Here is a 20898-nt window from a genome sequence, read left to right on the forward strand (position 1 = left end):
TCCATGGAAATTTCACACAATGGCACCGTTGCGCTGATTACTGGCGCTGCGTCCGGCTTGGGCGAGGCAACGGCGAGGCGGCTGCATGCGGCGGGGGCCGGCGTCGTACTCCTTGACCTGCCAAGCTCGAAAGGCGCAGAACTGGCGGCGGAGCTGGGGGAGCGGGTCGTGTTTGCCCCGGCCGACGTCACCAATGAGGCGCAGGTTCAGGCCGCGGTGGAGGCTGCCGCGTGGCTCGGGACGCTGCGGGTGGTGGTCAACTGTGCAGGTATTGCCACCCCCGGCAAGGTGCTGGGGCGCGACGGCGTACTGCCGCTGGAGCAGTTCAGCCGCGTCATCCAAATCAACCTCATAGGCACGTTCAACGTGGTGCGGCTGGCTGCCGCGGCCATGGCGGCGGCTGAACCGCTGGCCGGAGAGTTCGGCCCCGAGCGCGGCGTCATTGTGAACACGGCGTCCGTGGCGGCCTTTGACGGGCAGATTGGCCAGCCTGCCTACGCCGCATCCAAGGGGGCGGTGGCGGCCATGACTTTGCCGTTGGCCCGCGAGCTGGCGCGGTCGCTGATCCGTGTGGTCACCATTGCGCCGGGCATTTTTGAGACTCCCATGCTGGCGGGGCTGCCGCAGGCCGCGCAGGATTCGCTGGGCCAGCAGGTGCCGCACCCCTCACGCTTGGGCAAGCCCGCCGAGTACGCGGCCCTGGTGGAGCACATTTGCGCCAACGCCATGCTCAACGGCGAGACCATCCGTCTGGACGGCGCCATCCGGATGGCACCAAAATGACATTTTCTCCGGGAGAGCTGCCCGGCGCCGACTTTTACGGTTTTGCGGCGTCGCTGAGTGCTGACGAACAAGCCAAATTGGCGCAGTTGCGTGTTTTCCTGGCCACTGAAGTGACCCCGCACGCCGTCGGCTGGTGGAACAACGCCGAATTCCCTGCGCAGATTCTGCCCAAGATTGCCGCCTTGGAGCTGGCAGCACCGGACCGCCGCCGGTTCAGCCACTTGTTCACTGGCCTGGTGGTGGCCGAAATGACGCGGGCGGACACCTCCTTGGCCACGTTCTTCCTGGTCCACCACGACCTTTTTGTCCAAGCCCTCATCGACTTTGGCACGCCGGAACAAAAGGAGCGGATGCTCCCGGACGCCATTTCCCTGCGCAGCACCGGCGCCTTTGCCCTGACGGAGCCCGACCATGGCAGCGACGTGGCGGGCGGGATGGTCACCATAGCCCGGCGGGTCATTGACGACTCCGGGACCCACTGGGTGGTCAACGGCGCCAAACGCTGGATTGGCAATGGCACGTTTTGCGACCGCATGCTGCTCTGGGCCAAGGATGCCGATACCGGGCAGGTGCGGGGCTTCTTCCTGGACGCCACGCTGCCCGGGGTGACGCGTACCAAGATTGAAAACAAGATTGCCTTGCGGACCGTGCAAAACGCACACATCACCCTGGTGGACGTGCGCGTTCCGGAACACGACAGACTCGCATCCGTGAATTCATTCGAGGACATCAACAAGCTGCTGCTCAGCTCGCGGATCTCCGTGGCCTGGCAGGCGGTGGGGCAACAGCTGGCAGCCTTTGACGTGGCCCGGGCCTACGCCGTGGAACGCAAGCAGTTCGGGAAACCGCTCGCTGCCTTCCAGATGATCCAGGACCAGTTGGTCAAAATGCTGGGCAACGCTACGTCGTCGCTCGCCATGATGGTCCGCATTGCCGCCCTGCAGGACGGTGCGCCCGGATCTACAGGTTCCGTAGCTTCGGCAGCGGGACCCACCATGGCCCAGGTGGCGCTCGCGAAGGCGCACACCACTGCCGCCATGCGCGAAACCGTGGCCATGGGCCGGTCCATCCTGGGTGGCAACGGCATTGTCAGCGACTTTGGCATGGCGAAGATCTTCGCCGACGCCGAGGCCATCTACACCTACGAGGGATCGCACCAGATCAACACGCTCATCGCCGGCCGGGCCATCACAGGCGTATCAGCCATCGTCTAGCCCTCCTTGCAACTAGCCCGCAGAAAACGCCGAAAAACACGTCCAAATCGTGAATTTTCGGCGTTTTCTGCGGGTCAGTTCTGTGGGGCAACGCGCACGAGATGAGCGCTGGTGATGAAGGGCAGTTGCCCAGGGCCTATGCGCAAAGCTGAAATCTGCGGTGACGCATGACCCCTACAGTGCGCCCCGACTTTGACCATGCGCTTCGCTAGCGGCCAGCACGGCGCAGCTTTGTCACTGGCGCCATGCTGGGTAACCGCCCAGCGCATAGCCAAAGTGGCTTCGAGTCATGCGCCATGCCAGCACTCAAGTAGGCGCATAAACTGCCGCCACACCACAGGCACAAGTGGCTGCGCGGTTTTGCTTAGCGCAGGTTGCACTCGCCGCCTTCCACGGACACCGGCAAGGTGTTGCCCTCCGACGGCGCCGGGCACGTGCCATAGTCAGTGAACGCGCTGGGGTAATTGATGGTGCGGTTGAAATCCACCACCACTGAATTATCGGGACGAGGCTTGGTCAGCTCCAGCTTGCGCCAATGCGAGCCGGTAGTGTCCGTGGCGTCGGCAAACGTGACTATCAGCGAACCCAAGGGGCCTTGTTCCGCGGCCAAGCGGTAGGCGTTGCCGGCAAGGTCAAAAACAACGTCGCCCACCAAGACAACCATTCCGGGAACCTCCGGATGCGCCGTCTTGATGGCCGCAGTGCGCGGCGCGCTGTATGGTTCAAACTTTCCGGTGACCACCAGGGCGGGGTCGTAGTCAAAGACAGGCACAGCCGTGAATTCTGTCAGGGTGGGGGACTGAGGATCGCGGGTGCGGATCATGTACCGGTTGGCCCGCATGCCCAGTTCAACAACAACGGATCCGGATTTTACCCACAGGACGGATTCTTCGTCGGACAGCTGGACGGAAATGGTGCCCACCACCGCTTCCCCGCTTTCCATCAGCGTCAGGTGATCCTCGGCGCTGGCGGTGAGGAACGCCGTCGTGCCTTCAAAACTCCACAGCCCGGGGAGGTGTTGCAGGGGAGACGGGACCGGCGGCAACCACTGGAAGGAGGTGAGCGTGAGCCAGCCGTGAGGGGCGGCGAGCGCCGCGTTGCGGCCTTGGCGGAACCGTTCCCAGCGCTGGGTGAGGCGGTCGAGTTCGGTGCTGTGCGTGCTCATGGGGCTCCTTGCAAACTGTGGTGTTGCTCTACGGTAGGCACAACCCTTGGGGTCATATTGCTATTCCGGGGTGAAAGAATGGTGCCATGGCTACAAACTCACCCAACACAGCGCTGAACAAGGACATGACCCGGTTTGAACTGGGCACTACCGCCCCGCTGGACGCCGAGCGCACCCAACTGACATTGACCCGGCACTACGCCGTGACGCCCGAGGTGCTGTGGCTCATGCTGACCGATCCGGAAAAGACCCCCCTGTGGTGGGCCAAGGTCCGTGGGAAGGCCAAGACAGGGTCCTCCTTTGACTTGAAATGGCTCAACGTCAAAGACGAAGGCCACGGGATCGAGACCGACTGGTGGAACGGGCGCGTCATCAACGCTGCAGAGCCGCACGTCCTGGAACTCTCCAACTCCATGCACGGGACCATTCGCGTGGAGCTCACCCCCACCGAGACCGGCACACAGATGGTGTTCAGCAACATCATTTCCGTTCCGGATGAGGTGGTGCTGATGTCCCTGGCCGGATGGCATGTTCACCTGGATCATTTGCAGGAAGCGCTGGAAGGCAAAAGCGTTGACTGGCAGCACTGGTGGGATGACTTTTTCCCGTGCTGGCAGCAGATCCACGCCCTTTACACGGCGGCCCAGCGCTGACACTATTTGAGACGGATTGGCTCCGGCGCACCATCCCCAAGTAGGATCCAAGCGGCCCTGTCTTGGGCCCTACCGTATCCAACGTCGCATACGAGCACCCCAGATTCACAGACCGTAAGGACGCTGACTCATGAGCTCAGACTTGCAAGCAAACCTGCCGGGCACCTCGCAGGACCCGGAGCAGGACACCGATCTACGCCGCGACGTGCGCCGCGTCAGCACCTTGCTGGGCGAATCGCTGGTCCGCCAGCACGGCCCCGAGTTGCTCGCCATGGTGGAGCAGGTCCGTCTGCTGACGAAGGAATCCAAGGAAGCTGCCCGCGGCGAAAGCGGCACAGGCCCTTGGAGTGCCAACGACGTCGCCGTGCAGGTCCGCGAAGTACTCGCCTCCCTGCCGTTGGAGCAGGCAACCGACCTGGTCCGCGCCTTTGCGTTCTACTTCCACCTGGCCAACGCCGCCGAGCAGGTGCACCGCGTGCGCAGCCTGCGCAGCCGCGCGGACAAGGACGGCTGGCTCGCCAAGGCCGTCACCGAGATTGCCGACAAGGCCGGCAAGGACGCGCTGCAAAAGGTTGTCAACGAGCTGGACGTGCGCCCCATTTTCACGGCCCACCCCACCGAAGCATCCAGGCGCTCGGTGCTGGATAAGATCCGCAAGCTCTCCGACATCCTGTCCACACCCTCCGAGGAAGGCAGCAGCACCCGCGCCCGCCAGGACCGGAAATTGGCTGAGATCATCGACCAGATGTGGCAGACGGATGAACTGCGCAAGGTCCGCCCCACCCCCTTGGATGAGGCCCGCAACGCTATTTACTACCTGCGCAACATCCTCACCGACGCCATGCCGGAGGTGCTGACCGAACTCAGTGACCTGCTGGCCGAGCACGGTGTTTCACTGCCTGCCGACGCGGCCCCGCTGCGTTTCGGCACCTGGATCGGTGGCGACCGCGATGGCAACCCCAACGTCACCCCCGAGGTGACGCGCGACGTGTTGATCCTGCAGAACCAAAACGCCGTGAAGATCTCCCTGGTGCTCATCGACGAGCTGCTCAGCGTCCTCTCCAACTCCAGCGCCCTGTGTGGTGCTGATGCGGAGCTGACCGATTCCATCGCCACCGATCTGGCGAACCTGCCCCACATTGATCCCCGCGTCCTTGAACTCAACGCCGACGAGCCCTACCGCCTCAAGCTCACCTGCATCAAGGCCAAACTGATCAACACGCAAAAGCGCGTGGCCAATGACTCCTACCATGAGGTGGGCCGCGATTACAGCGAGACCGCGGAGCTCATTGCCGACCTGGAGTTGCTGGAAGTTTCGCTGCGCAACAATTCTGCGGCGTTGGTGGCCGACGGCGCCCTCGCCTCGGTGCGCCGGGCCATCTCCTCCTTCGGCCTGCATCTTGCCACCTTGGACATTCGCGAGCACGCAGACTACCACCACGACGCCGTCGGGCAGCTCATGGACCGTGTTGGCGAGCTGGGCACACCCTACGCCGAGCTGGACCGTGCTGGGCGCCTGGCCGTGCTGAGCACCGAGCTGGCCAGCCACCGCCCGCTGTCCGGCCACCCCATCAAGCTCGATGGCATTGCCGACGGCACGTACGACGTCTTCCGTGTAGTCCGCCGCGCCCTGCGCACGTACGGCCCGGACGTCATCGAAACGTACATTATCTCCATGACCCGCGGCGCCGACGACGTGCTGGCGGCTGCTGTGCTGGGCCGCGAGGCCGGTTTGGTGCAGCTCACGGGCGATAACCGCTACGCCAAGATCGGCTTTGCCCCGCTGTTGGAAACTGTTGACGAGCTGCGTGCCTCGGCAGAAATTGTCGACCAGCTGCTCTCCGACCCGTCCTACCGCGAGCTGGTCCGCCTCCGCGGCGACGTGCAGGAAATCATGCTCGGCTACTCGGACTCCAACAAGGAATCCGGCGTCATGACCAGCCAGTGGGAAATCCACAAGACCCAGCGCAAGCTGCGCGACGTTGCCGTCAAGCACGGCGTGAACGTGCGCATGTTCCACGGCCGCGGCGGCTCCGTTGGCCGTGGTGGCGGACCCACCTACGACGCCATCCTGGCCCAGCCCAATGGCGTGCTTGAAGGCGCCATCAAGTTCACCGAGCAGGGCGAGGTCATCTCCGACAAGTACTCCCTGCCAGAACTGGCCCGTGAAAACCTTGAGCTGTCACTGGCTGCCGTGATGCAGGGTTCGGCCCTGCACCAGGCCCCGCGCCACTCGGACGATGACCTGGGCCGCTTCGGCGAAATCATGGAAGTTGTCTCCGACGCAGCCTTTGGCACGTACCGGACCTTGATTGACCATGAGGACCTGCCGGCCTACTTCCTGGCATCCACACCGGTGGAGCAGCTGGGCTCTTTGAATATTGGTTCACGCCCATCCAAGCGCCCCGACTCGGGCTCCGGCCTGGGCGGATTGCGCGCCATTCCGTGGGTGTTTGGCTGGACCCAGTCACGCCAGATCGTGCCGGGCTGGTTCGGTGTTGGCTCGGGCCTGAAGGCCGCCCGCGAGGCCGGCCGTGGTGCTGAGCTGAAGGAAATGCTGGCGCACTGGCACTTCTTCTCCTCCACCATCTCCAACGTGGAAATGACCCTGGCCAAGACGGACATGGACATTGCCGCGCACTACGTGGCCACGCTGGTTCCGGAACCGCTGCACCACCTCTTTGCGGCCATTCGCGCCGAGTATGACCTCACGGTTGCAGAAGTTCAGCTGCTTACGGGCGAGACCGAGCTGCTGGACAACCAGCCGTTGCTCAAGCGCTCACTGAACGTCCGCGACCAGTACCTGGATCCCATTTCCTACCTGCAGGTGGAATTGCTGCGCCGCGTTCGTGAAGCCGACATCACCAAGGCCGACGTGGACGAGCGCCTGCAACGCGCCATGCTCATCACCATCAACGGAGTGGCCGCCGGCCTGCGCAACACCGGCTAACCTGCACCCGCTCCCACTTTTTTGGGAAAAGACGGCGCTTGCGCAAAAAGACACCGCTCCACCGGCGTCCCTTTGCGCAAGCGCCGTCTTTTTTGCGTGGTGCCCCATTCCTCTAGGCTGGAACCATGCCTTCCTTCCGCGCCACCATCCAAATCACCGGCCTGCGCCCGGGCCACGCTCCCGAGGAAGTCATGGATGTGGCGGTTGCCGCCGTTGGGGCCGCCCATGTGGTGGAGGCCAATCAGCTGGACATTGTGGCCGGAACCCCGCGCATCACGGTGCGTTTCATGGTGGAGGCCAGCGAGTACGACGCCGAGAACCAGCTTGCGCGCAACGCTGCGGTTTCCATGGCGCACGGGATCAATACTGTGGCCACCACTGGCGCGCTGCGCACCGCCCGCCGCTCGGCTGGAAAGTGGCTCCCCCTCTAGTTCAATGCAACTAGCCCTCCCCGCGCCCTCCCTGCCCTCGCAAGCTCGGCCAGGGAACCCTCGGGCGCGGGGGCCCACCAAACGCCGAAAAATCTATAAAAAACGCCATTTTTCGCCGTTTTCTGCGGGCTAGTTTGACATGTGACGCGGATCACGTGAAATTCACCGTGAGGATTTCGTCACTCGGTACGCCTTATCCATGTAGGCGCCGCCAGGCACCGAGTTTGAAGCAATCCAAACACGAAGAATTTCTGGAGTGATTATTTTGACTATTCAGCCTCAGCCCAAGAACCCCGCTGCAACAAACAACCCTGCAGCCAATAGCGCAGCAACAAAGCAGACCGGCACCAGCCGTGGCACCACCACGGTGGCAGACGGCGTAGTCGCCAAGGTCGCCGGCATTGCCGCCCAGGACATCCCGGGAGTGTTTGCCCTCGGCGGTGGAGCAGCCCGGGCACTGGGATCGCTCCGCGAGGCCGTTGGCCAGAAGGATCTCACCCAGGGCGTCAGCGTCGAAGTGGGCCAGACGCAGGTTGCAGTGGATGTCACCATCGTGGTGGAATACCCGCACCCGTTGCAAAAGGTTGCCGATGCTGTCCGTGACGCCATCTACTCGGCCGTTGAGGACGTAGTGGGCATGGAAGTCACCGAAGTCAACGTGTCCATCACGGACATCCACATCGACTCCGACGAAGCCGATGAGACGCCCGCCCAGGTCAATCGCACCGACCACGACGAGCAGCGTGAACCGCGCGGCTCCCGCGTCTCATGACCCCCGCCCAGACGGGAACGGCCGTAGCCGCCGTGCTGGCCATTAGCGCACTGGCGTTTGGCTTCTGGGCCATGCTGTTGGTGGCGATTTTCATGGTCATCGGTGCCGTAGTGGGCGGTGCCGTGGCCGGCCGGTCATTGGGCCGCACAGTGGATCTGCGGGGCGTTGTTGATGCCCTTCGCGGGAAGCGCACCTCCTCATGAGTGCCGGCACGCTGGCCTCGGTGCGCGGTGACAGTCAGCAGATCCGCCCCACCACGCGTGCCGGGTACACCACTATTTCCCCAGGCACCATGACGCAACTGATCACAGCGGTTGCCGCCGAGGCCTGCAACGTCCCCAGCAAGGATGTCCGGGCCAGCCTGCGCGACGAGCAAGGACAACTCAGCGTCCAGCTCGCCGTGCCCCTGGCTCTATGGGACCCCGCGCGGATGGGGAACGACGGCGGCACCATCTTTGAGCGGGCGGCTGCGGCTAGGGCGCTGGTTGCCGCACGCATTCAAGAGCTTGCCGGAACCGATGTGCGGCGGGTGGACATCCGCTACACCGGCATTCATGGCCAGGACCACAGAAAAGTCAGGAGAGTCCAGTGAGTAATGCGCCAGCAAGCAAGGCACCAGCAAAATTGCAACGAGCTGTGCGCCGGCTGGGCCTGCGCGAAACCCACTCCAGCAGGGCGGCCCTTTCGATCGTTACCGCGGCGGTGCTGGTGGCAGTGTTGGTGTGGCTGATGGTGGAGATGGTCCTCTCGGCCACGGGAAATGCAGCTCTGCTGATGTCCCCGGCTGAGCTTGCAAGGCGCACAGCCACCGTTGCCACGGAAACTATCCCGGGTGCCCTGGTGGCAGCCGGTACGGTGCTGGCAGTTCTGGGCATAGCCTTGCTGGCGGCAGCCGTAGTGCCAGGGCGCAAAGCACGGCACATCATGGGAAACCCCGGGGGAACCAGCAACCCGCGTTCTGCCGTGGTGGTTGACAGCGAAGTGTTGGCAGCGGCAGTTTCCCGGATCGCCCGCACGGTGGCCAAGATAGCGCCGGAACAAGTGTCCAGCAGCGTTGGGCGCAAGCGTATCGACGTTGTGCTCCAGCCGGGCTCCGGCCTGGCAGCGGACGCGGATAGCGTCAAGGAAGCCGTGGAACGTGAAGTGGCCGGCTACGGACTTCGCCGTCCACTGGCGGTCACCGTGTCCACTCCGCAGACCAAAGCGAGCCTGCACCAGGCGGTGGGCGCATGAACGGCACCCGCCGCGGACTGAACCGCACGCTTCTGGCCTTGCTGGGCCTGCTGCTCATCGCAGCCGCAGGCCTGGGAATACTTGCCGGCACCAGCAGGGGATTCGCCCTGTCCTGGACCGAGGCCGGCATGGACGTCTGGGCCCGCATCCAGGAACGGCTGGGTGCGGCCCGGATACCCGGAACAGAGATCAGCTGGTGGACAGTTGCTGTGTTTTCGCTGCTTCTGTTCGCCACCGTGCTGCTGGTGTGCTGGATTGCCTCGCAGGGGACCGGCCGCAGCAACCAGGTGGCACAGATGCAAAGCGAGGCAGGGGACACCACTGTGGACACTGCCGTGGTGAGCCAAGCCGTGAAGGCTGCCTTGGCACAGAATACCCACGTGCTGTCAACGTCCCTGCAGTCCTGGAAAACCAAGGGCGGCTCCGGAATCACAGGCACCGGGCTGAAACTCAGTGTCCAGGCCCGCAAGGGAGCCTCACCGGTGGAACTGGCCAACGACGTCGAACATCTGGTCACGGAAATCGACGCGCTGCTGGGCACCCAAATCCCGGTGCTGGTCCGCATCACGTCCGGCACCCGCAGTAAATTTGCCCGCAGCGAACGCGTGGCGTAAGAAAATAACCCTATGCAGCAATCAATAAGGAGTACATTATGGGACTGAATGAGAAGATCAGCAACAGTGCAGAAAAGGGACTCGGCGCGACCAAGGAAAAGGCTGGCCACGTGTTGGGCAACCCGGATCTGGAACAGGAGGGCCGCGTGGATCAGGCATCAGCGTCGACCAAGCAGGCTGGCGAAAAGATCAAGGACGCGGCCGGCGAGGTAGGCGGGGACATCAAGAGTGCCGCCCAGAAACTCAAAGACGGCTTCAACAAGTAACTAGCTTGAACTCGCAAATAACCGAACGAGGAGAACATCATGGGTTTCTTTAGTTTCATTCTTCTGGGCCTCATTGTGGGCGTCATCGTCAAAGCCGTCATGCCGGGCAAGGTGGGCGGCGGTTGGGTCACCAGCATCATCTTGGGTGTTGTTGGCGCCATTGTTGGCGGTTTCCTGGGAACGCTCATCTTCCGCACGGATCTGGGCTCCTTCTTCGACATCCGGACGTGGCTGCTGTCCATCGGCGGCGGTCTTGTGGTTGCAGCAGGGTACGGCGCCATCAAGGGCCGCAACTAAACACCGTGCAGCATTGGCCGGCAGGAGCTTCCGTTCTGCCGGCCAATGCTGCGCATGGGCTCATCGTTGTCCATGGGGGCAACGCTGTTGAGCACCGAGCACGGACATGGCGGGGACATCAAGAGAGGCCAATACCGGTGACACGATTACACAATCCAACGGGCAAGCTCGCCGACGCCCCTGACGCTGTTCTGGCGGAGCGGGCCGGCGACGGCGATGTGGCCGCATTTGAGGCCCTGGCCCGGCGGCATGGACCGCTGATGCGGGCCTATGCCCGGCGCCTTGCCCGGACCTACGACGAGGCCGACGACGTAGTGCAGGACGCGCTGATCACGGCGTGGAAGGACATTGGGTCTCTGCAGGACGGGACAGCGGTAAAAGCGTGGCTGATGCGGATCGTGGGGCGTCGGGCGGTGGATGCGGGCCGGCGTCGAAAGTCCCATGGGAATGTGGACGAGCAGCCGGAGACGGCCGACAAGGCTCCCACTCCCGATCAGGCGGCCGTTGCGGGCTCCGCGCGGCAGGCGTTGAGTACTGCGCTGGCCCGGCTGCCCGAGGAACAACGACGATGTTGGGTCTTGAAGGAATTTGGTGGGCAGTCCTATGAGGAAATTGCCGAGGCGCTGGGCATCAGTGCCGCCAGTGTTCGTGGCCGGCTGGCCAGGGCACGGACAACGCTTGTGAAGGAAATGGAGGAATGGCGATGAACCACACGCAAGATTGCGGCAGGCACATCGAAGACCTCAGTGATTACCTGGACACTGGCGCCTCCCCGGACGCAGAACACATTGACCACTGCCCGCAATGCCAGGCGCGGCTGGCGGGGCTTCGCAGCCTCAATGCTGCGGCCATGGAGTTGCTGGACGACGACGTGGCCAGCGCAAGTGCCGGGGATACAGGTTGGTTGGATGGCATCTTGGCAAACTTGAAGCTGGAGACCCGGGCCGGACGGTCCATTCCCTTGGAAGGCGGCGATATGGAGGACTTGAGCGCGACTGAAGGCTCAGTCATTGCCATGGTTCGCGCCGTGGGAGACTCCCTGGGCGGGGTGCTCATTGGGCGCTGCCGGCTTGAGGGTGATGTGAGCGTCCCCGGTGCGCCCGTGGAAGTGAACATTAACGTCTCAGCCCGTTACGGCTACCAGCTGCCGTCGCTGGCGCAGGAACTGCGGGAAGCTGTTTTGGCGCAAATTTTGGTACAAACTGAACTGAATATTGCAGCCGTCAACGTGGCATTCACCGACATGCGCCCGCCATTGGGGGACGGTACCCGGAATGCAGAGGCGCCTGAAAGCACAGAAGAGGGAAAGCAGTGAGCTTGGAGGAAGACATCCACAACATGGTGCTGGGTGCGGACGGGGTAGCCGCCGTGTACTCCGCGGATCCGCTCTGGCTCAATGCCGTCAAGGCGTTGGGGGCGCTGTTGGGACCAAACGGTGAGCCAGCGCCGGTGCCCTTTGTTGTGTGCACCGAGGAAGCTGGCCTGGCCGACGACGAGTCCGGTGCGGGTGCCACGCGGCCCGTCATGAGTGTCCAAGTGCGGATCGGCACCGACGGCACGCTGCCGGCGCCCGCCACAGCGCGTTCGGTGGCGGCCCTGATACGTGCACAGGTGGCGCTGCAGCGACCCGAGGTGGATGTCAGGGCAGTGGTGGCGATCGCCGCGATCGGTTCCTGACCCGCTTTGCAACTAACCCGCAGAAAACGCCGAAAATCGCACCAAAATCGCGAATTTTCGACGTTTTCTGCGGGTTAGTTGTGGTTCGGGAAGGCTGCAAGCTCCAGCTTCGAGGAGTACGTCACGGGTTCGCGGGTCAGCGGGTCAATGAAGGAAATGCTGTGGGCCAGCAGCTGTAACGGTTTGGTGTAGTCATCCGGCGCCTTTTCGTGCAGGACGGGGTAGAACGAATCGTTGAGGATCCCGATGCCTTGGGATGCCATGTGCACGCGCAACTGGTGCGTCTTGCCCGTGTGCGGGGCCAAGTCATACAGGCCAAGCTTCTCGCCTGTAGATTCATCCACGCGCGTGTCCATGAGCTCAATCCGGGTTTCGGCGTTGGGCTCGCCGGGAACTTCCTGGGCTAATAGGTAGGTGCGCGATTTGATCATGCGGCTGTGCACCACCAACGGCAGTTCCAGGTCTTCGCGGACGGGTGCCACTGCGCGGTACGTCTTTTGGATGCGCCGCTTCTCAAACAGTGTTTGGTACTTGCCGCGGGTGTCCGGGTTGGCCGAGAACAGCAGCACTCCGGCGGTCATCCTGTCCAGCCGGTGCATGGGCACCAGCTCGGGCAAATCCAGGAGCACCCGCAAACGCACCAGCGCCGATTCCTGCACGTACATGCCCCCGGGCGTGGTGGGCAAAAAGTGCGGCTTGTCCACCACAACAAGGTCGTCGTCGTGGTGTAACACGGACAGTTCCACGGGCAGGCGTTCTTCCACGGGGACTTCGCGGTAGTACCAAATGAACATGTGCTGGTTCAGCGGTGTTGCGGGGGTGATAATTTCGCCGTCCAGCGCCATGACTTCGCCGCGTTCAAACCTGTCCACAATCCCGGCCGGGTCAACATGGCCGAACTTTTCCAGCACAAACTCCATGGCTGTTGTCCAGGGACCCTCATCGGGGATGCGCACGCGGGTGGCATTGACGCCATTGCGCACGGGAAGGGGAGATTTCATCACCATTCAAGGGTACCGACGGTTCGTCATGGCGCTGACCATGCCCCTGACAACTGTGCGGATGCTCCAAAGCACGGGGCCGCCCGCACCCGCTGATCGCCTAGGCTGGAAGCAACACTGCCGGAAGGACTGTCTGTGTCTGATCAATTCATCGCACACCCCTCACGCCGGATGGTGGTGGCAGGCGCCCTGGCCGTGCTCGGACCGGCCCTCGCCGGATGCGGATTCTCGGTCCGCAAGTCAAGCGGACCACCCGACTTCACCCCGGAGGAGTTGGTGGACAACGCCGAACTCTCCACCCTTGACGAGCTCGGGATCGCCCGGGCCAAGGCATCACGGTCCCTCCGCCTGGACTTTCGCGCCGGGTCCATCGCCAAGTCCGACGTCGGGCTGCCGGACACAGCGTATGGCCCCGACGTCATCGCCAACGAAGGGGAGAAACTTCGGCTGACCATCGCGGGAAGCAGCGGCACGCTCGAGGCAGACACCAACCATGTTCGCTTCGTGACAACAGACAGCAGCCCGGTGTTGGATGTTGTCCACTATTTCCTGACGGCAGAAACTCTTGACGAATATGTGGCATTGTTGCGAGATGCCGTGCACAGTTACGGCCTTGACTCAGACCCGGTGCAACGCTGGATTACCAGCACTCAAGAGGAGCCCGGCAAGAAGTCAAGCTATGCCGTTGGTGTCGGGAAAGCCTTGGGGTTCAACGTTGAATACGATCTCCGCTACGACGGCAGCAAGACCACGCAGGTCATCATTGTGGGCGTTTCAAAACTGACATGACCAGGCAGCTGCCTTCAGCGGATGTTGCTGGCGGCCCCGACATTGAAATAAGGAATCCGGAACCATGGCAAAACCCTTGGACAGCACATTGTGGGCCCTTGCGCATGCTGAGCGTGCGGCCCTGGCTGACGATTTGGCCGGACTCACCACTGAGCAATGGCATCTGCACACGCTGTGCGGGCAGTGGGATGTTGAACAGGTGGTTGCGCATCTGAGTGCGGCGGCGAGCGTGGGCCAGTGGCAATGGATGCGCAGCATGCTGGGTGCGCGCTTTCGGCCTGACATCCACAATCAACGCCGTCTGCAGGAGCACCTCGGCAGCACCCCGGCTGAGACTCTTGACCGGTTCCGTGCCGTCATCAACAGCAGCCTCGCGCCATCGTCCCACACCCCGGCATACCTGGGAGAAATCCTTGTCCACGCCCAAGACATCCGCCAACCACTAGGGCTGACCCGCACACCGTCGATTGAGGCGTTGACGCCGGTTGCGGAATTCTACGCGAGCCGCAATTTCGCAGTGGCCAGCGGCAGCAACGCCAAAGGCCTGCAGCTGAAGGCAAACGACGGGCCCTTCGCTGCTGGTGTTGGAGCCCTGGTCACCGGGACGACCCTGGCCCTGGTCATGGCAATGGCCGGACGCGCGCCCTACCTCGAGGAGCTGGAGGGACCCGGCGTGCAGATCCTCAAGTCACGGGTCATGGGTACCGGGCACTGACCGCCAGACGCCACCCATGGCATGATGTTGCCATGGGTGATCTGGAGGTCAAACGGTTGGCCCGCGGCGACGAGGCCGTGGCCGCCGTTTTGTTTGCCATGATGGCTGCGGTCTTTGACGAGGGCAGTGCGCCGCTCTCCGAGGAATACGTGCGGAAGCTGCTCGGCACTGATTCCTTCTGGGCAATGGCGGCATTTGACGGTGCGGACGTGGTGGGCGGCCTCACTGCCCACACCCTGCCGATGACCCGGTCCCCGTCGTCGGAGGTGTTTATTTACGATCTTGCGGTCCGCGAAGACCACCAGCGGCAGGGCGTCGCAACCCGGCTGGTGGATGAATTACGCACTGGCGCTGCCCGGATAGGCATCTACGACGTATTTGTCCCGGCCGACAATGAGGACGCGGGTGCGTTGGAATTTTACCGAGCCCAGGGTGCTGACGCCGTACCCGTCACGTTCTTCACCTTCACACGCTAGAGACCGCCGGGGCCTGGCAGCGCGGACACCAGTAAATGTCCCGCGCCGCCCGTGCGGGGTTTGCCGGATCGGCCAGGGTTGCGTGCCTGATCAGCGAGCCGCATCGCTTGCACGGTTTCCCGGCCAGCCCGTACACCCATGCCGCGGCATCGCCCCGCGCCGGACCGCCCGTGGTGGACCGCAACGACCTGTCCTTGTTGGCCTCAAGCAGCCGCTTGGCCAGCGCCACCATCCGCGGCAAGTCTGGCACCTCGGCCACTGCAACAGCAGGGTGCACGCCGCCCAGGAAGCACAGGTCATTGCGGTAAATGTTGCCGATTCCGGCCAGGTTTCGTTGATCCAGCAGTGCCAGTCCAATGGCCTGGTCCGGGTTGGCAAGCAGACGGCGCAGGGCCTCCTGCGCGTCCCAATCCGGCCCCAGCAGGTCAGGCCCAAGATGCCCGACGGCGGCCGCGGCCTCGGCCGGCGTGAGGACTTCCAGCGTGCCCAGAGAAAACCCCACCGCCGTTGCCAGCTCCGTTTGCAGCACCACGCGCGCCGTGAATGCGGGCCGCCGCCAGCGCCCGGCCCGGCCGCCCGGGGCCACAGGATAAATGTCCCAGTGGCCTTCCATGGACAAATGCGAATGGATGACAGCTCTGGCTCCATTGGCACTGCCGCCCACCATCATGAGCAGGTGCTTGCCCCTTGACTGGACGGACGTCACTGGCTGACCGCTGAAGTTCAATGTTGCGTACGCAGGCACCCGGAAGTCAGTGGCTGTCAGGGTTTGTCCCTCAAGGACGGCGCGCAGATCCCGGGCCTGCCGCCAGACGGTGTCGCCCTCAGGCACGGATCCGCACTCCGCTGGGGGAACTGTAGGCTCCGGCAGCCAACAACGCCGCTGCCAGGGGGGTGTCCAGAATCCCGGCGCCGTTCACTTTTTCAATGGCCATCTTGTCGATGGCGCCACGCTTGACCACCTGAACCAGGGCGGCGCCCGCCAGGGAAATGAGGGCCGGATCGTCACTGAAGCACAGCAGCGTGCGCCCGCCGCGTTCCACGTACAGGACCAGTGCGCCGTCGACCATCACCACCAGCGCGCCGGCCTTGCGCCCGGGTCGGTGACCGGAATCCAGTGGCGGCCAGCTCAGTGCGGCACCGTAGGGATTGGCGGGGTCTGTGGCGGCCAGAGCCAAGGCCTGCGGCGCGCGGTGGCCCAGGGCTGCGTCCTCGCTGAAGGTCCGGAGCCTGTCCACGGTGGCGGAGACGGCAAACTGGGCGGCCCCCAGATGCTCGATGAAGTAGCCGCGGCGGCACTTTCCGGTTTCCTCCAGCCGGGCCAGCACCTTGTACATGAGCCCAAACCCGCCAGGGATTCCCTGATTCATGACGGAACCGCGCGTCACCACCCCATACCTGTCCAGGAACAGCTCGGCCAGGGCGTGGCTGCGCAGCGTGGTCTGTGTGCTGGGCTCCGTGGTTGGATCAGCCAGTGAAGTGGGCAGTGCGCTCCAGCGGCCGGCACCCAGCGGGGGAACCCCGCGTTGCGCGCCCGCAGCCCGCCCCGGCAGCCGGCCATAGCGCCCAGCCCGGGCAGGGCGCAGCCGCGAGGGGGGCGCTTTTTGCTTGTGCGCCGTATGCCCGCCGGCCAACATGGCACGAACAGGGGCAAACGTGTCATTGCTGATCAGCCCGGCCCACAACAGGTCCCACAAAGCGGCAGTGAGCTCGTTATCGGAGGGCACAACGTCGGGGCCTTGGGCGGCCATCTCGCGCAGCTGGTGGAAGAAGTACGCGCCCCCGTTGCTCAAGGCAGCCAAAACACCCTGATGGAGCTCGGCGGGGGTGAAATCCTGGGCCGGCGGCAGGGTCAGCTCGGCGGATTCGGCCACATGCAGGCTCAGCCAGCCGTCGTTGGAACCCAGGGAGCCGGCGCCGGAGACCAGGACCTCGCCCGTGGCCGTCAGCTCATCCAGCATGGCCGGACGGTAGTCCGCCACCCGCGCCGCCAACACCAGCTGCTCCCACGCCGACGCCGGAATGGGCACCCCCGCCAGTTGGTCAACCACTGTCAGCACGCCGTCCAAACCTCGTAAGGCTGGTGCGTTGGATGCCGCCGTGACGTGCTGCCAGGCGGGCAGGAACCGCGCAAAAGTGCTGGCGTCCACGGGCTCAACCTCCGCCCGCAACGCGGCGAGGGACCGGCTGCGCAGCTGCCGCAACACCTGAATGTCGCACCACTCGGAGCCGCCATCGGGGCGTGCGAAACCAGCCGGCAAAAACTCACCCTCGGTGACGCGTTTGTCTGTTGCGAGCCGGGCCAATCCTGAATGGACGACGGCGACCCCAAGGCCCAGCCGAGCGGCCACGTCCGCCGCGGTGAAGGGGCCGTGGGTGCGGGCATAGCGGCCTATGAGGTCCCCGAGCGGATCGGCCACGGGTTCGATGAATGCCAGCGGCACGCCCATGGGCAGCGGGATGCCAAGGGCGTCGCGCAGCCGGGCCGCGTCCTCGATGGCGGCGAACCGTTCCTCGCCCGCCATGTTCACGCGCAGGGCGCGGTTCGCGGAGACGAGTTCGGCCAGGTGCGCGGCGGACTCGGCGAGATGCTCAGCCGAGGCAGCAGGCTCGGGCAAAGTCCCGGCGTCGTTGCTCCCCGCATCGCTGGACGGGACAAGCCTCGCGGCAACCTCGCTGACGGTGAGCGGGCCCAAGAGGCGCAGCAGGTCCGCCACGCCTTCGAGTCCGCGGGCGCGGCGGTCGCTGTCCTTGCCACTGCCGGCGAGGCGCTGCAGCTGGGCTTCGGTGGTGGCAATGACGCCGGGGTCCAGGAGTTCGCGCAGCTCGGCCCTGCCCAGCAGCTCATCCAGCAGCGCGGGGTCCAGGGACAGTGCTGCCGCGCGTCGCTCGGCCAGCGGGGAATCGCCCTCATAGAGGAAGCTGGCCACATACCCAAAGAGCAGCGAGCGGGCAAAGGGGGAGGGCTCGCTGGTGGTGGTTTCCACCATGCGCAGCTCGCGGCGCTCAATGCTGGTGGCGATGGCCTTCAGCGCGGGGAGGTCGTATACATCCTGCAGGCATTCGCGCACTGTTTCCAGCACGATGGGGAACTGCGGGTACTTCCGCGCCACATCCAACAGTTGGGCGGAGCGTTGGCGCTGCTGCCACAGGGGCGAGCGCTTGCCGGGGTTTTGCCGGGGCAGCAGCAGTGCCCGGGCGGCGCATTCGCGGAAGCGGCTGGCAAAAAGGGCCGAGCCGCCCACCTCCGCCGTGACAATCCCATCCAGTTCATCGGGTTCAAAGATGAACAGTTCTGCGCCCGGCGGTTCGTCGTCCATGAGGGGCACCCGCAGCACAATGCCGTCGTCGGACGCCATGGCTGAGCCGTCCAAGCCGTAGCGTTCGTGCAGCCGGGCGGCCACGGCCAAGGCCCACGGGGCGTGGACCGGCATGCCGAAGGGGCTGTGCAGGACCACACGCCAGTCGCCCAGCTCGTCATGGAAGCGTTCCACCATGAGTGTCTTGTCATCGGGGACCTGTGTGGTGGCGGCCTTTTGCTCATCCAGGTAGCCCAGCAGGTTGTTGGCGGCCCATTCGTCCAGGCCCGTGGCCGTGCACCTGGCCAGCGCCTTTTTGCGTGGCGCCGCACTGACCTCTCGGATGAAAGCACCCAGCGCCTTGCCCAGCTCCACCGGGCGCCCCAGGGAATCGCCCTTCCAAAATGGCAGCTTGCCCGGCTGGCCAAACGCGGGGGAGACCAGCACCCGGTCAAAGGTGATGTCCTCAATCTTCCAGCTCGTGGCACCCAGGGCAAACACGTCGCCCACCCGGGATTCGTAGACCATCTCCTCGTCGAGTTCGCCCACGCGGCGCCCGCCCTTGTTGGCTGCCCCGGCGGCCCCTGGTTCCTCCGAACCAATAATGAACACGCCAAACAGGCCACGGTCCGGGATGGTCCCGCCGGAGGTGACGGCCAGCCGTTGCGCTCCGGGCCGTCCAGTGATGGTGCCGGCCGTCCTGTCCCAGACGATGCGCGGGCGCAGCTCGGCAAACTCATCGGAGGGGTACCGCCCTGCCAGCAGATCCAAGGTGGCGTCAAAGGCCGAACGCGGCAGGGCCAAAAATGGCGCACTGCGGCGAACGGTGTCAAACCATTCGTCCACATCCAGAGGCTCCAGCGCCGTGGCGGCCACGGTTTGCTGGGCCAAAATATCCAGCGGGTTTGCCGGGATGGAGAGCGGCTCTATTTGGCCGGCCAGCATCCGCTCCACGGTCACGGCCGAGTGCAGCAGATCGGCCCTGTGCTTGGGGAACAAGATTCCGTCGGAAATCTCGCCCACCTGGTGCCCTGCGCGGCCCACACGCTGCAAACCGCTGGCCACCGACGGCGGCGACTCCACCTGAATCACCAGGTCCACGGCGCCCATGTCAATGCCCAATTCCAGGCTGGAGGTGGCCACCACGGCACGCAAGCGCCCGGACTTGAGATCGTCCTCAATGAGCGCCCGCTGCTCCTTGGACACCGATCCGTGGTGCGCCTTCGCCAGCACGTTGGGTGCACCGGCCACGGAGCCGGCCTGCGCCATCATTTCCGCCGGCAGCCTCGTGGGGGACGGCCCTGACTCAGGCGCGGACCGCCACTGTTGCGCCGGGGAGGGTTCGACGTCGGCCTCGGTCGCGCCTGTCAGGGAAGCAAGTTCCAGCCGCTCCACGTAAATCTCGTTGAGTCTGCCTGTGAGCCGCTCGGCCAGTCGGCGCGAGTTGGCGAAGATGATGGTGGATTTCTTGGCCAGCACGGCGTCCACAATTTTTTCCTCCACATGCGGCCAGATGGAGGCATTGGGCGCAAGGCCGGAAGCCGGGCCAAGATCGTGGGCAGCGGCCAGCGCAGGCAACTCTGTCATATCCGCAACGGGTACGGTGACGGCCAGGTTCCAGTTTTTGGTGCTGGGCGGGGCCACGACGGTCACGGGTGCGTTGCCGCCCAGGAAACGGGCCACGGTGGAGTGTGGTTCAACCGTGGCGGACAGGCCAATGCGTTGGGCGGGGGTGTCCAGAAGGGCGTCGAGGCGTTCCAGCGAAACAGCCAAATGTGCGCCGCGCTTGGTGCCGGCCACCGCGTGGACCTCGTCAATGATGACAGTGTGCACGTCGGTGAGGGTTTCGCGCGCCTTGGACGTCAGCATCAAATACAGGGATTCCGGCGTGGTGATCAGAATGTCCGGGGGATGACTGAGCAGGCGGCGGCGTTCATTGGTCGGGGTGTCCCCGGAGCGGACTCCCACGGTGACATGCGGTGCTTCCACACCCAGCCGGGCAGCGGTTTGGGTGATCCCAATGAGGGGTGCGCGCAGGTTCCGCTCCACGTCCACGCCCAAAGCTTTCAGGGGGGAGATGTACAGGACACGGGTGCCTTTTTTGAACGGGGGTGCAGCTGAAGCCGGGGAGCCCGGTGCAGGGGAGGTGTCCGCCGTCGAACCTTCCCTGGCAATGAGTCCGTCCAGGGACCACAGGAAGGCGGCGAGTGTCTTGCCTGAACCGGTGGGTGCCACCACCAAGGAATGTGCGCCGCTGGCAATGGCGTCCCAAGCCCCGGACTGGGCTGGTGTTGGGGAGCCGAACGCGCCAAGAAACCATTCGCGCGTGGGTGCTGCGAATTGGTTCATGACTGCTGTTGGCGAAGTTGCTTGCACGGCTCCATCATGCCGCATTGGACTGACATTGTGGCACTGGACACCGGCTCGTCACATGCTGCGGGGTAGACGTGTCGCGCGTGACACGCCGTACTGTCGGCGAGTGTCTGTGCCTAGCGGTAATCTAATCGGTAGGGGTGGCAATGGTTGCCGTTGCCAGTCCATAGTTTTGTTGCGCGACTGGCCG

The 20898-nt window shown here is 64.3% G+C and carries 22 protein-coding genes; 18 read left to right on the forward strand and 4 right to left on the reverse strand.

Annotation, left to right across the window (positions count from 1 at the left end):
• Nucleotides 1-3 precede the first annotated feature (3 nt).
• Both CVS27_RS01645 and CVS27_RS01650 read left to right on the forward strand, forming a co-directional pair.
• On the forward strand, nt 4-783 hold the full coding sequence (locus tag CVS27_RS01645; protein WP_103463986.1) for an SDR family NAD(P)-dependent oxidoreductase: 780 nt from the start codon (nt 4-6) through the stop codon (nt 781-783).
• Nucleotides 780-1997: an acyl-CoA dehydrogenase family protein gene (locus CVS27_RS01650; protein ID WP_103463987.1), complete on the forward strand. Its 1218-nt coding sequence runs from the start codon at nt 780-782 to the stop codon at nt 1995-1997. Before CVS27_RS01645 ends, CVS27_RS01650 begins: the two co-directional genes overlap by 4 nt.
• A 364-nt stretch (nt 1998-2361) precedes the next feature.
• Here the strand turns inward: CVS27_RS01650 and CVS27_RS01655 are convergent, their stop codons facing one another.
• Nucleotides 2362-3162 (reverse strand): DUF1684 domain-containing protein, encoded by an 801-nt coding sequence (locus tag CVS27_RS01655; RefSeq protein ID WP_103463988.1) that lies wholly within the window; start codon nt 3160-3162, stop codon nt 2362-2364.
• An 86-nt stretch (nt 3163-3248) separates the two neighbouring features.
• Between CVS27_RS01655 and CVS27_RS01660 the strand changes: the two genes are divergently transcribed.
• From CVS27_RS01660 to CVS27_RS01720, 13 genes are all read left to right on the forward strand, one after another.
• The gene (locus tag CVS27_RS01660; protein ID WP_103463989.1) at nt 3249-3815 is read left to right on the forward strand and encodes an SRPBCC domain-containing protein; all 567 of its coding nucleotides are present in this window, start codon (nt 3249-3251) and stop codon (nt 3813-3815) included.
• Between the two features lie 130 nt (nt 3816-3945).
• Nucleotides 3946-6765 (forward strand): phosphoenolpyruvate carboxylase, encoded by a 2820-nt coding sequence (gene ppc / locus CVS27_RS01665; RefSeq protein ID WP_103463990.1) that lies wholly within the window; start codon nt 3946-3948, stop codon nt 6763-6765.
• A 125-nt stretch (nt 6766-6890) separates the two neighbouring features.
• Complete coding sequence (locus CVS27_RS01670) at nt 6891-7196, forward strand: hypothetical protein (RefSeq protein WP_103463991.1); 306 nt, start codon at nt 6891-6893, stop codon at nt 7194-7196.
• 265 nt (nt 7197-7461) lie between these two features.
• Nucleotides 7462-7968, forward strand: a complete 507-nt coding sequence (locus CVS27_RS01675; protein WP_370739458.1) for an Asp23/Gls24 family envelope stress response protein — start codon at nt 7462-7464, stop codon at nt 7966-7968.
• Nucleotides 7965-8171 (forward strand): DUF2273 domain-containing protein, encoded by a 207-nt coding sequence (locus tag CVS27_RS01680; RefSeq protein ID WP_103463993.1) that lies wholly within the window; start codon nt 7965-7967, stop codon nt 8169-8171. Before CVS27_RS01675 ends, CVS27_RS01680 begins: the two co-directional genes overlap by 4 nt.
• The gene (locus tag CVS27_RS01685; RefSeq protein WP_103463994.1) at nt 8168-8560 is read left to right on the forward strand and encodes a hypothetical protein; all 393 of its coding nucleotides are present in this window, start codon (nt 8168-8170) and stop codon (nt 8558-8560) included. Before CVS27_RS01680 ends, CVS27_RS01685 begins: the two co-directional genes overlap by 4 nt.
• Nucleotides 8557-9201 (forward strand): DUF6286 domain-containing protein, encoded by a 645-nt coding sequence (locus tag CVS27_RS01690; RefSeq protein ID WP_103463995.1) that lies wholly within the window; start codon nt 8557-8559, stop codon nt 9199-9201. Before CVS27_RS01685 ends, CVS27_RS01690 begins: the two co-directional genes overlap by 4 nt.
• On the forward strand, nt 9198-9815 hold the full coding sequence (locus CVS27_RS01695) for a hypothetical protein (protein WP_103463996.1): 618 nt from the start codon (nt 9198-9200) through the stop codon (nt 9813-9815). The genes CVS27_RS01690 and CVS27_RS01695 overlap by 4 nt, the downstream gene beginning before the upstream one ends.
• Before the next feature lie 38 nt (nt 9816-9853).
• Nucleotides 9854-10081 carry a CsbD family protein gene (locus CVS27_RS01700; RefSeq protein ID WP_103463997.1) on the forward strand — a complete coding sequence of 76 codons (228 nt, stop codon included), beginning with the start codon at nt 9854-9856 and terminating at the stop codon, nt 10079-10081.
• 39 nt (nt 10082-10120) lie between these two features.
• Nucleotides 10121-10378, forward strand: a complete 258-nt coding sequence (locus CVS27_RS01705) for a GlsB/YeaQ/YmgE family stress response membrane protein (protein ID WP_103463998.1) — start codon at nt 10121-10123, stop codon at nt 10376-10378.
• A 137-nt stretch (nt 10379-10515) separates the two neighbouring features.
• Nucleotides 10516-11085, forward strand: a complete 570-nt coding sequence (locus CVS27_RS01710; RefSeq protein WP_243399623.1) for an RNA polymerase sigma factor — start codon at nt 10516-10518, stop codon at nt 11083-11085.
• Nucleotides 11082-11693: an Asp23/Gls24 family envelope stress response protein gene (locus CVS27_RS01715; protein WP_165788024.1), complete on the forward strand. Its 612-nt coding sequence runs from the start codon at nt 11082-11084 to the stop codon at nt 11691-11693. The genes CVS27_RS01710 and CVS27_RS01715 overlap by 4 nt, the downstream gene beginning before the upstream one ends.
• Complete coding sequence (locus CVS27_RS01720; RefSeq protein ID WP_103464000.1) at nt 11690-12055, forward strand: hypothetical protein; 366 nt, start codon at nt 11690-11692, stop codon at nt 12053-12055. Before CVS27_RS01715 ends, CVS27_RS01720 begins: the two co-directional genes overlap by 4 nt.
• Before the next feature lie 74 nt (nt 12056-12129).
• Here CVS27_RS01720 and CVS27_RS01725 read toward each other — a convergent pair whose 3' ends face one another.
• A complete protein-coding gene (locus CVS27_RS01725; RefSeq protein ID WP_103464001.1) occupies nt 12130-13056 on the reverse strand; it encodes a pseudouridine synthase in 927 nt (308 codons plus the stop codon).
• Nucleotides 13057-13191: 135 nt separating this feature from the next.
• Here CVS27_RS01725 and CVS27_RS01730 point away from each other — a divergent pair, with 135 nt between their 5' ends.
• From CVS27_RS01730 to CVS27_RS01740, 3 genes are all read left to right on the forward strand, one after another.
• A complete protein-coding gene (locus CVS27_RS01730; RefSeq protein ID WP_103464002.1) occupies nt 13192-13845 on the forward strand; it encodes a hypothetical protein in 654 nt (217 codons plus the stop codon).
• 64 nt (nt 13846-13909) lie between these two features.
• Complete coding sequence (locus CVS27_RS01735) at nt 13910-14560, forward strand: maleylpyruvate isomerase family mycothiol-dependent enzyme (RefSeq protein ID WP_103464003.1); 651 nt, start codon at nt 13910-13912, stop codon at nt 14558-14560.
• 32 nt (nt 14561-14592) lie between these two features.
• Entirely contained in the window at nt 14593-15036 is a 444-nt protein-coding gene (locus CVS27_RS01740) for a GNAT family N-acetyltransferase (RefSeq protein WP_103464004.1), read from the forward strand.
• Here the strand turns inward: CVS27_RS01740 and CVS27_RS01745 are convergent.
• A complete protein-coding gene (locus tag CVS27_RS01745; protein WP_103464005.1) occupies nt 15026-15868 on the reverse strand; it encodes a DNA-formamidopyrimidine glycosylase family protein in 843 nt (280 codons plus the stop codon). The two genes, CVS27_RS01740 and CVS27_RS01745, sit on opposite strands and share 11 nt — an antisense overlap.
• A complete protein-coding gene (locus CVS27_RS01750; RefSeq protein ID WP_207767423.1) occupies nt 15861-20729 on the reverse strand; it encodes an ATP-dependent helicase in 4869 nt (1622 codons plus the stop codon). Before CVS27_RS01750 ends, CVS27_RS01745 begins: the two co-directional genes overlap by 8 nt.
• Between the last annotated feature and the right edge of the window lie 169 nt (nt 20730-20898).

The sequence above is a fragment of the Arthrobacter glacialis genome (assembly GCF_002909445.1).
Lineage (GTDB): Bacteria > Actinomycetota > Actinomycetes > Actinomycetales > Micrococcaceae > Specibacter > Specibacter glacialis.